The 12626-nt window shown below is 57.5% G+C and carries 12 protein-coding genes; 11 read left to right on the forward strand and 1 reads right to left on the reverse strand.

What is annotated here, in order from left to right; translation table 11 throughout:
- Positions 1–29: 29 nt before the first annotated feature.
- The 9 genes from pnuC (at position 30) to ND528_RS26055 (ending at position 8876) form a co-directional block, all read left to right on the forward strand.
- Entirely contained in the window at positions 30–593 is a 564-nt protein-coding gene (gene pnuC / locus ND528_RS26015; RefSeq protein WP_263471535.1) for a nicotinamide riboside transporter PnuC, read from the forward strand.
- The gene (locus ND528_RS26020; RefSeq protein ID WP_263471536.1) at positions 590–1114 is read left to right on the forward strand and encodes an AAA family ATPase; all 525 of its coding nucleotides are present in this window, start codon (positions 590–592) and stop codon (positions 1112–1114) included. The genes pnuC and ND528_RS26020 overlap by 4 nt, the downstream gene beginning before the upstream one ends.
- 331 nt (positions 1115–1445) lie before the next feature.
- Positions 1446–1895, forward strand: a complete 450-nt coding sequence (locus ND528_RS26025) for a hypothetical protein (RefSeq protein WP_263471537.1) — start codon at positions 1446–1448, stop codon at positions 1893–1895.
- A 1-nt stretch (position 1896) separates the two neighbouring features.
- Complete coding sequence (locus ND528_RS26030; protein ID WP_263471538.1) at positions 1897–2469, forward strand: adhesin; 573 nt, start codon at positions 1897–1899, stop codon at positions 2467–2469.
- Positions 2470–2537: 68 nt separating this feature from the next.
- Positions 2538–3539 (forward strand): heme utilization protein, encoded by a 1002-nt coding sequence (locus ND528_RS26035; protein ID WP_212616288.1) that lies wholly within the window; start codon positions 2538–2540, stop codon positions 3537–3539.
- A gap of 66 nt (positions 3540–3605) precedes the next feature.
- Positions 3606–4286 (forward strand): C39 family peptidase, encoded by a 681-nt coding sequence (locus ND528_RS26040; RefSeq protein WP_130910540.1) that lies wholly within the window; start codon positions 3606–3608, stop codon positions 4284–4286.
- Between the two features lie 43 nt (positions 4287–4329).
- Positions 4330–5076 carry a hypothetical protein gene (locus tag ND528_RS26045; RefSeq protein WP_130910541.1) on the forward strand — a complete coding sequence of 249 codons (747 nt, stop codon included), beginning with the start codon at positions 4330–4332 and terminating at the stop codon, positions 5074–5076.
- 45 nt (positions 5077–5121) lie between these two features.
- The gene (locus tag ND528_RS26050) at positions 5122–6438 is read left to right on the forward strand and encodes a hypothetical protein (RefSeq protein WP_263471539.1); all 1317 of its coding nucleotides are present in this window, start codon (positions 5122–5124) and stop codon (positions 6436–6438) included.
- Positions 6439–6668: 230 nt separating this feature from the next.
- Complete coding sequence (locus ND528_RS26055) at positions 6669–8876, forward strand: hypothetical protein (RefSeq protein WP_263471540.1); 2208 nt, start codon at positions 6669–6671, stop codon at positions 8874–8876.
- Between the two features lie 61 nt (positions 8877–8937).
- Here the strand turns inward: ND528_RS26055 and ND528_RS26060 are convergent, their stop codons facing one another.
- Entirely contained in the window at positions 8938–10263 is a 1326-nt protein-coding gene (locus ND528_RS26060) for a sigma-54 dependent transcriptional regulator (protein WP_137213555.1), read from the reverse strand.
- A 523-nt stretch (positions 10264–10786) separates the two neighbouring features.
- Here ND528_RS26060 and ND528_RS26065 point away from each other — a divergent pair.
- Both ND528_RS26065 and ND528_RS26070 read left to right on the forward strand, forming a co-directional pair.
- Positions 10787–11053, forward strand: coding sequence for a hypothetical protein (locus tag ND528_RS26065; protein ID WP_137213554.1), 267 nt, complete (start codon positions 10787–10789; stop codon positions 11051–11053).
- 263 nt (positions 11054–11316) lie between these two features.
- Positions 11317–12606, forward strand: coding sequence for an NHL repeat-containing protein (locus tag ND528_RS26070; protein WP_263471541.1), 1290 nt, complete (start codon positions 11317–11319; stop codon positions 12604–12606).
- Positions 12607–12626 lie beyond the last annotated feature (20 nt).

Genomic DNA, 12626 nt, shown 5'->3' on the forward strand with positions numbered 1-12626 from the left:
CCCCTTCTTTAACTCCCCAAGGATCCCTCATGTCCGGGCTTGAACTGTTTGCCGCTGCCCTCGGGGTCATCGCCGTGTGGCTGACGGTCAAGCAGAATCCATGGTGCTGGCCGATCGGGCTGGTCATGGTGTTGCTCTACAGCTGGATCTTCTTTGAGGTGAAGCTGTATTCGGACATGTTGCTGCAAGTGATCTACGCCGCGCTGCAGATCTACGGCTGGTGGCAGTGGACTCGCGCCGGAACCATGCATGACGGTCGCGAAGTCACCCGCCTCGATACACGCTCGATTCTGCTCGGCCTCGGTATCGGCGCAATCGGCAGCATCTTGCTGGGCGCCGCGATGGCGCACTGGACCGATGCCGCACAGCCGTGGCTCGATGCTGCGCTCACCGGTTTCAGTTTGGTCGCGCAACTATGGATGGCGCAGAAACGCCTGCAATGCTGGGCGCTGTGGTCTGTCCTCGATGTGATTTTTGTCGGCCTGTTCATCTATAAAGGCCTGTACCTGACTGCCGGCCTCTATGCGCTGTTCACCCTGCTCGCCGTGCAAGGCTGGCGGGAATGGCGCGCCGATCCGGCGTTGCGCACATGAAAGTCGTGGTTCTCACCGGCCCGGAATCCACCGGCAAGAGTTGGCTGGCGGCCGGTCTCGAGCAGCATTTCGGCGGCGTGCGGGTTGATGAGTATGTTCGCCGCTTCATCGAAGAAAACCCACGCGACACTTGCCTCGCGGATATTCCCGATATCGCCCGGGGCCAGTTGCAATGGGAAGATCAGGCACGGGCGAAACAGCCCGCGCTGCTGATCCTCGACACCCATCTGCTGAGCAACATGCTCTGGAGCCAGACCCTGTTCGGTGACTGCCCGGACTGGCTGGAAACCGAATTGCTTGCGCGTCATTACGACCTGCACCTGCTGCTGTCGCCGCAACAGGTCGACTGGGCGGAAGACGGCCAGCGCTGCCAACCGGATCTCGCGGATCGCATGGCCTTCTACGGAGCCACCCGCGACTGGTTGATCCAGCATCAACAGCCTGTGCAAATCATCGAAGGCAATTGGGCCGAACGCCAGACACAAGCCTTTGCGGCGGTCGAGCGTTTGCTGTCCACTTGAGCCGCGACGGCGGCATTTCGGGCAAAACTGTCCGTTTTTGAAACACTCCTGACCGCGCAAAGCCCCCGTCCAAACGCTGTTCATCTCTCCGTCACGCGACCTGTTACGCCGATGAAACACATTGGCGCAAACCCTTGTTCCAGAGCTATGTAACGTCAGTTGGCACTCAACCGGCTCCCGGCGTGTATCAACGGTGAAACAGTAATGACCAGAGCCATCCGCTCATATCCGCAAGCCATTGAAATAACAAGACAATCCAAAACCGGCACAGCTTTCGCTCTCACCTTCACAACGCTGAATAACCCAGCCCACTGAAGAAGGAATTGCAGCCGTGGGAAATTTCAATAAGAGCCTGACCTGCCTCCTGCTGATCGGATCAGCCGCCAGCGCATTGATCAGCGTCAGCGCCCAGGCCGAAGGCAACGGGGTGATCGTCCTCAATCGCGACGTTCAGCCGATTCCGATCGGCCGCAATGGCGGCAAAGACCCCTATCCGACCACGGTCAACGCCAACCCTTCGGCGCGGATCAACCAGACCCTCAGCAGCACCGAACTCAGCGACGGCGATTTCGCCAGTGTCGCCAGCGGCTCGTCGATTCGCGGCAACATGACCACGCCCAGCTCCAACCTGCCCGGCATGAATACCCTGACCAACCAGAATGGCCTGCCCGGTATGCGCACAGGCAGCGGCGGGGGTTCTGGCGCCTCCATCTCAAACACCGTCAACCGGGCGATGAGCACCGGCCTGGCGCCGCTGACTCGCATGGCCGGAGGCCAATGACATGAATCGCACCCTGCTGCTTCTCGCCCTGCTCGGCTGCACCAGCGCCATGGCCGATTCTTCTTCAGTCAACAAGGCAAACATTCAGGATTCAGGCGCTCAGTATCGCGGCAACTTCAACGTCAACCAGGCCGCCGGTGACCAGATGCAACAAGCCAACACCAAGGCGATTGCCATCGGCACCGAATCCCATGCCACCACCAGCGTCAGGCAGAACATCGATACCTCCGCCAGCCGCGCCATCGACGCGAGCGCCAACATCGGCGGCAACTCCTTCAGCAATGGCAACGGCATCCTCGGTGTGAACCAGGGCGCCGGTGCCAACAATCAAATGGCCAACGTGACGCGCGTCAGCATCAGTGCCGGCCCGCAGAGCGTTGACGACAGCGCCCTTTCGCAACAGAACGTGGCGTTTTTACCGAGCTCAGGAGCAACTGGTACCTCAATCGGCAGTCGCCAGGTCACGACAAGTGATCAGGCCTTCACCGGCAGCCGCGGGGTAATCCAGGTGAACCAGAGTGCCGGGGTGGGGAACCGAATGGCTAACACCCTGAGCATCCGGGTCGCAGACTGACCCATACAAAGTGCAATTGGAAAAGTAACAACACTTAACCCAACTAATAAGCACGACGGAGAAACACCATGAAACCTACAATGGCTCTCAAACCACTGGTTTTCGCACTCGCAGCAGTGATGGCAATCGCAGCACAGGCAGGCGGCCGTGATGACAACAACGGTCATGGTAACGGGCATGGCAATGGACACGGCAACGGTCACGGCCAGCCACAAGGTCCAAATCTTGAACAACTGCTGCAGATCACCGCAGGCGCCGGCGCCGCTGTACTCGACGCGCAAAACAGCGACGGCAACGTGGTGAAAAACCAGGGCACCCTGAACAACGCCAATGCCAGCGACTCGCTCAACGGCTCCAACGGCAACATGGGCGCCAACGTCGCCGCTGGCGACGGCAACCAGCAGGACAACGCTGCTGCACTGGCCACCGCTGACGAAAGCTTCATCTTCGGCAATGCTGTTGCCGCCTCGAGCGCGACTCAGGTGAACAACAACAACTACGTGAAAAACTCGTCCACCTTCAACAACGCCACGCTCAACAATGCTGGCAACAACGGTTCCGGCAACATCGGCATCAACGTGACCGCCGGCAACTTCAACCAACAGAAAAACAACCTCGCCATCGCCGTTTCCGGTGGTCGTGTAGCGCAGGCTGCTGCCTCTGCCAACCAGTCCTCGACTGGCCTGGTCGTGGAAAACAAAGGCGTGCAGGCTTACAAAACCGACACCCTCACCGGTACTTATGCAGCTGCCGGCACATTCAAAGCCAAAGGCACCGCGACCATCGAAGACGACAACCACGGCGGTTGGGGCAACCGTGGCGGCGGCCATGGCGGCAACGATGATCAGAAAGCCAAGTTCGAAGCCGTGGGTACTTTTGGCCTCGCTGGCGTCACCACCCAACAAGTGTTGACCAAAGATGGCTGGAAAACCCCAGTCGTCAACAACGCCAACATGACCAACTCGATGAACAACTTCTCCGGCAACGGCGGAGCCAACGTCTCGGCGGGTGTGGGCAACCAACAAAGCAACTCGCTGTCCATCGCCGCAGGTTGCAAAGCCTGCATGTAATCGCGATCGAAACGAAAGCCCCGGCAACGGGGCTTTTTTCCCAGGTTCCACAAGGCGTATTCGATCATGCGGACTCCTGCCCTCCTCGCTCTGCTTTGCCTGTGCGGCCTGACCCAGGCAGCGCAGATGCCCGTGGCTGCCCTGCCGGGTGGCGTGCTGGTCTACAAGGACGTGCAAAGCATTCGTGAGCGCAAGTTTGCCGACATCGTCGAACAGAAAACCGATTTCAGCTGCGGCGCTGCCGCACTGGCAACGGTCCTGCGCCAGGCCTATTGGCTCGACGTCGATGAGGAGCACATCATCAAAGGCATGCTGGTCAACGCTGACCAGGACCTGGTGCGAACCCAGGGTTTCTCCATGCTCGACATGAAGCGCTACGTAGAAAGCATCGGCATGCGTGCCCGTGGCTACCGGATCCCGCCCGAGAAACTCGAAGCGGTGACCATTCCGGTGGTGGTCCTGATGGACATTCGTGGCTACAAGCATTTCGTCGTCCTGCAGCGCTCGGACAAGAATTGGGTCTACATCGGTGACCCGGTTCTCGGCCACAAGCGCTACAAGCACGACGACTTTGTCAAAGGTTGGAACGGCATTGTCTTTGCCATCGTCGGCCCCGGTTACGACAAGGCCAACGCCTTGCGCAGCCCTCCCGTGCCGCTGACGGCGAAGAACTCGCTGGACAGTTTCAACCCGGTCAAAGATGCGGAACTGATGGATTTCGGGTTCATTCAGAGCGACTTCTTTTAATCGCCGAGTTAGAAAATGGGACTGGATGTCCCGGGAGCAGCAGATGAAAAGCTCATACTGGCTGGCCGCCGCCTGCCTGGCAGCGAGTGCGTCAGGTTTAGCCCATGCCGGATTCAAACCCATCGAAATCAAGGACCAGGAGCTCGCCGAGCTGCGCGGTCGTTACGTCATGCCGGGGCGGATCATCAGCTTCGGCATTGTCATGAGCAGCACCTGGCGCAACGCCAGCGGCGATTTGATCGGGGCTGCGACCTCGATGCAGGTCCAGGCCGCAACGGTCAAACCGGAATTCTATGTCTCGACCATCAAGGAGTCGGGCAATGGCAGTGCTCCCACATTGGGTACCGGCACTGTCATCGGTGGCGCCGGCCTCAACAGCAGCCAGGGCGTGACGCAAAGCGTGCGCGCCGCCGGCGATGGCAACACCGCCAACAACAACGTCGCGATCAACGTCAGCGAGGCCAGTCAGGCCCCGGCTCTGGTGCCTTCGCAAGGCCAGGCCCTTGTCGCCGGGCAGACCATCACCGGCAGCAACGGCGCCGGCAGCGTCGCGGTTTCGGCCAATGGTGGTGGCGTGCAAATGGCGATTCAGGCCAGCGGCAATCAGGGCACCGCGCTGCAACAGGTCGCCCAGGGCGGGCTGCTGCAGAACACCCGTTTGCTGGGCAGCGCCAACGTGGTCAACAACCTTACGCAACTCAACGTCGTACTTAACAATAACGGCAGAAGCGCCGGTGCACTGGATTGCAACCTGACCCAACTCGGCGCCCTACGCAATATCGGATATTGAACTACGCTGAGTCTCGATCATTGGGCTTAAAGGGACGGCTTATTCATGTATCGATCAGTATCACTGCGTTTTGCAGTGTGTTTGAGTACCCTTCTCCCGGCGGCAATGCTGCAAGCAGCACCCGACGCCGATGTAGAAGCCCTGAAACGGGAACTTCTGGAACTGAGACAACGATACGAACAACAACAACAAGCGCTGGCGGTACTTGAACAACGGGTCCGCCAGGTAGAAGAAACACCCGCCGCCCCACCGCCAAAACGGCTGGCCAAATCGCCGTCCGACATGAAAGGCAATCGCGTCGCCGCCGGAGCCGCCACAGGCACCGGTGCGGCCGCTGCATCGGGAGGCGCCGCCGGGGGCAGTGGCGCTTCTTACGGTCAATCACTGGCCGATGATTCGCAACCGGCGCAGAGCGTTTCCAATCTGTATGACGAAGCCAGCGGTTTCTTTGGCGGCGGCAAGTTCAGCGTCGAAACCGGCCTGACCTATTCGCGCTACGACACCCGCCAGTTGATCCTCAACGGCTTCCTTGCGCTGGATTCGATCTTTCTCGGCAACATCAACCTCGACCGGATCAAGGCCGACACCTGGACCCTCGACCTCACCGGCCGCTACAACTTCGACAACCGCTGGCAGTTCGACCTGAACGTGCCGGTGGTGTATCGCGAGTCGACGTATCAGTCCGGCGGCGGCAATCAGGGCGCGGCCGGTGTGACGACTGAAGAAACCGTGACCAAGGATCCAACCATTGGTGACGTCAACTTCGGTATCGCCTACAAGTTCCTCGACGAGTCGGTCAACACCCCGGACGCCGTGGTCACCTTGCGCGTCAAGGCGCCGACCGGCAAAGACCCGTTCGGCATCAAACTGCGCCAGACCGACGCCAACTCCAACCTGTTCGTGCCCGACACCCTGCCCACCGGCAACGGCGTCTGGTCGATCACCCCGGGCATCTCGCTGGTCAAGACGTTCGACCCGGCCGTGCTGTTCGGCAGCCTCTCCTACACCCACAACCTCGAGGAGTCATTCGACGACATCAGTTCCACGGTCAACCAGAAAACCCCGGGCAAGGTGAAGATTGGCGACAGCTTCCAGATCGGCGCCGGTATCGCCTTCGCGCTGAACGAGAAGATGAGTATGTCGTTCTCGGTCTCCGACCTGGTGCAACGCAAGAGCAAGCTGAAACAGGACGGCGGCGATTGGGAATCGGTGGTTTCCAGTGATGCCAACGCCGGTTACTTCAACGTCGGCATGACGATTGCGGCGACCGACAACCTGACGATCGTGCCGAACTTGTCGATCGGCATGACCGATGATGCGCCGGACTTTTCGTTCAGCCTGAAATTCCCGTATTACTTCTAAGCAAAAGCAAAAGATCGCAGCCTCCGGCAGCTCCTACAGGGATTACGCAATCCAAACGTAGGAACCGCCGAAGGCTGCGATCTTTTGATTCTCAGGTTTTTTGCTCATCGACCATTCATCGGAAACATGCCCGCACCTGTCAGGTATGACAGGTGTGCTTTTCACGTAATTAACTTCTGATACTTGCAGTGTCTGGTCGCCGTGATCAGCATGTTCAGGAGCATTTAGCCGTGACTGTACTTAGCGCCGCAGACTTGTTTCGTCCTCGAATTCCCTTGGCTACCGAGCTGGAAACGCCGGAGGAATATCATGGTGGCATATCGTTGGAAGCAGTGAAAAGTGGCTCTCTGACCGGGGTCGTTGATCCTTGGCTCAACATGGCTCTGAAGGACAAGTGTGCTTTTTACTTTGATAACCCGGTTTTCCCGGTTCGTACCATAGAGATCGATGAAAACAACATTAATAAACAGCTCACGTTCGATATCCCGGCAGGCCAGATCACCAATGGCAGCGCCAACGCCTTCTACATAGTTACCCGATTGAATCAGGGTCCGGTCGAGTCGGATAGCTTGCTGTTATGGGTCAAACTCACCCGCCCTGGCGACGTTGACACCGACAGCGAACCGGGACATTCCGGCCTTCTCTACACCCTTGATCCCGACCCTTCGAAGGGTGTGGATGCCGATATGGCCAGGGGTGGGATCAAAATGCTGGTGAAGCCTTACAAGAATATCGCCACTCATGATCGGATGTTTTGTCGCTGGGGTGACGAACTGGTTTCGTACTACCCGGTGACTGAAGCACAAGTCGCTGATCCGGCAAACAATCCGATCATCGTCACCTTCACTGAAGAAGTCATCAAAAAAGAAGGCAGCAAACCCCTTGTCGAAGTGTCCTTTCAAGTGGTCGACCGCGTTGGCAATTTTCCGGATCCAGAGGCGCCTTGGTCGAAAATCACTAATGTGTCGGTGGACCTTACCGACCGTTTGCCAGCGCCATTAGTTATGGTCGATGAACAAATCGTCTCGGCGATCGATCTAAAGCAATTGGGCAGGCACGATGCCGTTGCCCGCGCATTCTTCACAGACCAGCATTTCCAGATCAATGACGAGCTGAGCCTGACCTGGACGGGTATTCCGCCGCAGGGGCAGCCCGTAATTGTGGGACCGGCGAAAAAGAAGCTTCTTAGCCTGCCCAACATCCTCGATCTTACGATCCCGAACGCTGCGATCCTGCTCATCCGCAATGGTTCGGCCAAGGTCAGCTATGACTTGATCCGAGGCGACTTGCCTGCCCGTCAATCCCGTGAAGTCGACATCAAGGTGACCGGTGAAGTCAGCCAGTTGGAGCCACCGACTGTCACCGAAGCGCCGAATCTGGTGCTTGATCCGAATGTGCATCAAAACGGCTTCACAGTGGTGTTCGATAACTTGAAGTTGAATGCCAATGACGAAATTGAACTGGAGGTGGTCGGGCGACCTGGAGATGGTTCGGTGCCGCCCCAGAAGAAGATCATAGTGGCTGGGCAAACGAAAACTGAATTCAAGATCCCTTACTCGATTACCGGAGCGAACCTGCAACTTCCAGTGGTTTTGAAATACTCGGTTATCAGCAGCGGACAGGGAACACCGGTTCAGAGTGTGGAATTGAAGATTGGCGAGTTGCTGCAGTCGAGCATGCCGATGCCGAAACTTGAGGGGTTTGATGGGGAGGTGCTGGATGTTGGGTTGATCAAGGATGATACAAAGGTGTTGTGTGAGGCTTGGCCGTTGCAGTGCGCGAAAGGATGTCCGATTTGGTTGAAGTATGTGGAGACGTTTGCGGGTGGTGGGGAGCGGGTTAAGGAGCAGTTTGTGGGGGCGGTGCATGATCAGGGGGTGGGGCTTAGTTATTTGGCGGAGGTGGAGTGGTTGCGGGGGTGTGAGGGAGGTTCGAACATTGTAATCTCACTTATGGTTGGTCTATTCAGAGAAGCAGTCGTCGACGATACAGTAGAATGTGAAAAAAGGTTATATTGCCTGAAGACAGATAATGAAGATTTAACTACATTCATAGAATACGACTGGAACCACTGGGTGACATTAAGCTATAGAGCAATAATCGCCAAACTCAACGAAGAGTATTTTCTCGAAACAGTGATAACCTCAGGGCAGCACGGAATCGTGATAGCAAAAACATTTCAAGGAATTTCAAAAGGAACCAGCATTTCCATTAAATTCGAGTATATAGCAGGGGAGGGTAATTTCTTTCAGATCGCTCACGATGAAGTTTTGCATATCAATACAAAACTGCCCGCTTCAGATACGTGGAAAGAGGGGGGCGCAAGCTTTTACATAGATACCTTAGCAACACCTACGTCAATAAAACTAACCTTCTTTATCCTAGGGCAATTCCAACCGGCCTTTGTAAAAAATATCTCCGTAAAAATACATCGTTAAGACCTCGCAACTGCATTTAAACTGTTTGGTTTGGGATCAGTTTAAATTAAAGGTTAGGAGATTATCTAATCTGATGCTTATGCAACAACCGATAAAAAGTAGGCCGCGAAACCCCAAGGACTTTCGCGGCCACGCTCAAATTATCGCTATGCCGATTCAACACATCACACAACGCCTGCCGTTCCGCGCGAGTCTTGTAATCCTCCAGGGTACCCATCGGCGTGGCAATGGAGTGCTGGCTTATCAAGCCGAGATCCCGCGCCTCGATCTGCCGGCCCTCCGCCAGCACCAACCCGCGCCGCACCCGGTTGGCCAGCTCGCGCACATTCCCCGGCCAGTCATGCTTGCCCATGGCGATCAACGCATCTTCGCTGAAGCTGCGTGGCCGGCGGCCGGTTTCATGGCTATAGAAGTGGGAAAAGTGGTTGGCCAGCATCGATAGATCGCCATGGCGTTCACGCAGTGGTGCGGTTACCACTTGCAGAACGTTGAGCCGGTAATACAGGTCTTCACGAAAGCGCTTCTTCTCGATCGCGGCTTCTAGGTCAACGTGAGTTGCCGCGAGCACGCGCACGTCTACGGGGATCGGCTGACTACCCCCTACCCGCTCAATATGCTTTTCCTGAAGAAATCGCAGCAGATTGGCCTGCAATTCCAGCGGCAGGTCGCCGATCTCATCGAGGAACAATGTGCCGCCATTGGCTGCTTCGATGCGCCCGACCTTGCGCTGATGTGCCCCGGTGAACGCGCCTTTCTCGTGGCCAAACAATTCCGACTGAATCAAATGCTCGGGGATCGCCCCGCAGTTGATCGCCACAAACGGTTTGCTGTGGCGTTGTGATTGCCGGTGCAGGGTGCGGGCGACCAGCTCTTTGCCGGTGCCGCTTTCGCCGCGAATCAGCACTGGCGATTCGGTCGGTGCGAGTTTGCTCAGGAGTTTGCGCAGTTCGCGGATCGGTTTGCTGTCGCCGAGCAGTTCGTGCTCCGGCTGATCGACATGAATCGTGCCCTGCCCGCGCAGGCGTGCCATGCCGAAGGCGCGGCCCAGGGTGACCTGCACGCGGGAGACGTCGAAGGGCAAGGTGTGGAAATCGAAAAACCATTCACAGACGAAGTCGCCGACGTTCTGCAAGCGCAGGACTTCCTGATTGAGCACCGCAATCCACTCGGTGCCGCTGCGGCTGATCAGCTCTTTAACGGCTTCGGGACGTTCCAGATGGAACGGCTGCAAACGCAGCAGACCGACGTCACAGGCGCGCGATGCGGCGTTTTCCAGATTACAACTGTCGACATCCCAACCCACGGCGCGCAATCCGGGCAACAGGCGATGGCAGTCGTCACAGGGATCGACCACCAGTAAACGTCTCGACGCGGGCGCTTCGCTCATGACTGCTCCTTGGCGCCAAATTTTATAAATGATTGTAAAAACAGTCATTTGGCAGACCCGGTTGTAACACTAGCAAGATTTTGACGGGGGCTTGTATCGATTGCTTATATGAAGCTTGATGAAAGAGTTATAAGAAACCTGGTTGTTAGTTAGCTATCGACTATTTGTGTTGTGTCAGAGAGCGGCCCCTCACCCTAGCCCTCTCCCCAGGGAGAGGGAACTGACCGAGGTGTTTGCACGGGGTACGCCGATCTGAAAGACCAAGCCGAACTCGAGTTTGAAAAGCCCACGAATCGGCTCCCTCTCCTCGGGGAGAGGGCTGGGGTGAGGGGTGAATTCAGCGCGGTGTCCTGACATGTGCAGGACTACCGAAGCGAACGGCCGTTATGTAAAGAACTTGAAATTTCTTTGTTTCAAGTGTGACCCACCCCCCGGTTGCGTGCATCAGTACAAGTAACCCGCCGCACGGTAAGCCCAACCGACGGCACATCATTTGATTGGGCGCCAATAGAGAGAAGACCCCATGACTGCCCCGCTGCGTATCAACGAAGCACTTTTGATTGCCAACCACGCGTTCAAGCCTTTCCAATGCGTGGCCTGGGCGCCACAAGACGGTAACGGTGAACTTAGCCTGACCGTCATCGACCGCACCAACTCGCACATCGGTCGCAAACAGATCCCGAGCAGCGCCTACTCTGACCCGGCGCAACTCGAACAACTGCTGCAGCAGGCCCGTGCCGAGCTGAGCGAAGACGGCCACAAGTTGCAATCGTGGTCGATGCCACACTGATAACCGCACAAGGGCGGATGACGTTGAAGTCATCCGCCCTTGTTGTATGCGTAGTCGAATAAGCAGGTACTTTCAGCGCAGTTTTACCCAAAGTACTTGGCTCGCTTGCGACTGGTTCAACAAGACACTGTTCTGGCACAGTGCGACCGTCGTTCTGTTAATCCGTCCAGTTGTGCTTCACGCGGTTCAGGGATTGAATGTTTCGCTCGTGCAGTCAGCCGCCCAATCACTGGGTATCGGTTCACTCGCAAGGAGATGCGTGCATGTCCACCCTGAACACTTTTGCGCTGCCTACTGCATGGAACAACCCCGGTTCGCTCGACTCGGCATTCGCCATTGGCGGTGTTGCGCAGGTGTACTTTGCCGGCAGTCTATCGAGCCAGACTCAGCATGTAGCGCTCGATGCACAGGGGCGGATTCTGGTTGCCGCGAAAGTCGGTACGCCAAAGGGAAGCCGATTTGGCCTGGCGCGACTGCTGGCGGATGGTTCGGCGGATTTGTCCTTTGCCATTCAGGGCAGCGTGATCGGCAGCTTCATCGAAGGTTGCGAAGCCAGGGCCGGCAAGGTCCAGGTGCTGCCTGACGGGAGGATTCTGCTGGGTGGCCTGCATTATGAGGGCACCCATCGCACCCTCCCCGCCCTCGCCCTGTTCGATACCAACGGCCAGCCAGACCGCACCTTCGGGGATGACGGCTTCCAGGTCGTGCAACTGCCCGGCGAGTTGTCCATGGGAACCCGCGACAACTGGTTGCCGCCGGGCGTGCCGGGTGTCGAAGCCTGTGATTTTGCGGTGCAGCAAGACGGCCGCATTCTGCTGATCGCCAATCATCATTTCAGCCTCGCCGACCACGCCGGGATGCTGATTCGTCTGCTGCCCGACGGCCAACCGGACGAATCCTTCAACGGACGCGGATTCGTGATGGTCCGCCACCTGCTGCTCAATACCTGGCTGAGCACCCTGCTGTTGAAGCAGGACGGGCGCATCGTCGTCGCAGGCTCGATCGACTTTCCGCAGCAAGGCCTGTTGGCAGTTTATCGCCCCGATGGCAGCCTGGATGAGCGCTTCGCCGTGGACGGTTTCATGGCCTTCAAGGCCCATGGCAACAGTACTCAGGTCAGCCAGATCATCGAGTCCGACGACAGGCTCTATTGCTTCGGCAGCAGCCGCGATCCGATCCGCTGCCTGACATTTGTCCTGCACGCCAACGGTCGACCGGACCTGCACTGTCATCGTGGCCAGCCACAGGTGTTGGACATCGGCCCCAGCGGTTGCCAATGGAATGCCGCCCAGCCAATGAGCGACGGCCGCATCGTCGCCGTAGGCGCCACCATCGGCGGGGTTGAAGCCGACTTCATGGTCGCCCGTTATCAAGCTGACGGCAGTCTCGATCCAGCGTTCGGCCAGGGCCAAGGTTGGTTACGCACGCGACTGGGGCGAAGTCTCGACACAGCCAGTTCGCTGGCCGTGCAAACGGACGGGGCCATTGTTGTGGGCGGTTATTCACTGGACGGCAACTACCGGGCGATGGTTGCGCGTTATCTGAATCCATAGAGCATTGAACAGGATCGAGG

It is taken from the genome of Pseudomonas mercuritolerans, assembly GCF_025706525.1.
Taxonomy (GTDB): Bacteria; Pseudomonadota; Gammaproteobacteria; order Pseudomonadales; family Pseudomonadaceae; genus Aquipseudomonas; species Aquipseudomonas mercuritolerans.

Bases quoted from the DNA above. Each gene is read 5' to 3' on its own strand.
- ND528_RS26020 (WP_263471536.1), top strand. From the start codon at position 590: ATGAAAGTCGTGGTTCTCACCGGCCCGGAATCCACCGGCAAGAGTTGG.
- ND528_RS26040 (WP_130910540.1), top strand. From the start codon at position 3,606: ATGCGGACTCCTGCCCTCCTCGCTCTGCTTTGCCTGTGCGGCCTGACC.
- ND528_RS26050 (WP_263471539.1), top strand. From the start codon at position 5,122: ATGTATCGATCAGTATCACTGCGTTTTGCAGTGTGTTTGAGTACCCTT.
- ND528_RS26060 (WP_137213555.1), bottom strand. From the start codon at position 10,263: ATGAGCGAAGCGCCCGCGTCGAGACGTTTACTGGTGGTCGATCCCTGT.
- ND528_RS26045 (WP_130910541.1), top strand. From the start codon at position 4,330: ATGAAAAGCTCATACTGGCTGGCCGCCGCCTGCCTGGCAGCGAGTGCG.
- ND528_RS26065 (WP_137213554.1), top strand. From the start codon at position 10,787: ATGACTGCCCCGCTGCGTATCAACGAAGCACTTTTGATTGCCAACCAC.
- ND528_RS26030 (WP_263471538.1), top strand. From the start codon at position 1,897: ATGAATCGCACCCTGCTGCTTCTCGCCCTGCTCGGCTGCACCAGCGCC.
- pnuC (WP_263471535.1), top strand. From the start codon at position 30: ATGTCCGGGCTTGAACTGTTTGCCGCTGCCCTCGGGGTCATCGCCGTG.
- ND528_RS26070 (WP_263471541.1), top strand. From the start codon at position 11,317: ATGTCCACCCTGAACACTTTTGCGCTGCCTACTGCATGGAACAACCCC.
- ND528_RS26035 (WP_212616288.1), top strand. From the start codon at position 2,538: ATGAAACCTACAATGGCTCTCAAACCACTGGTTTTCGCACTCGCAGCA.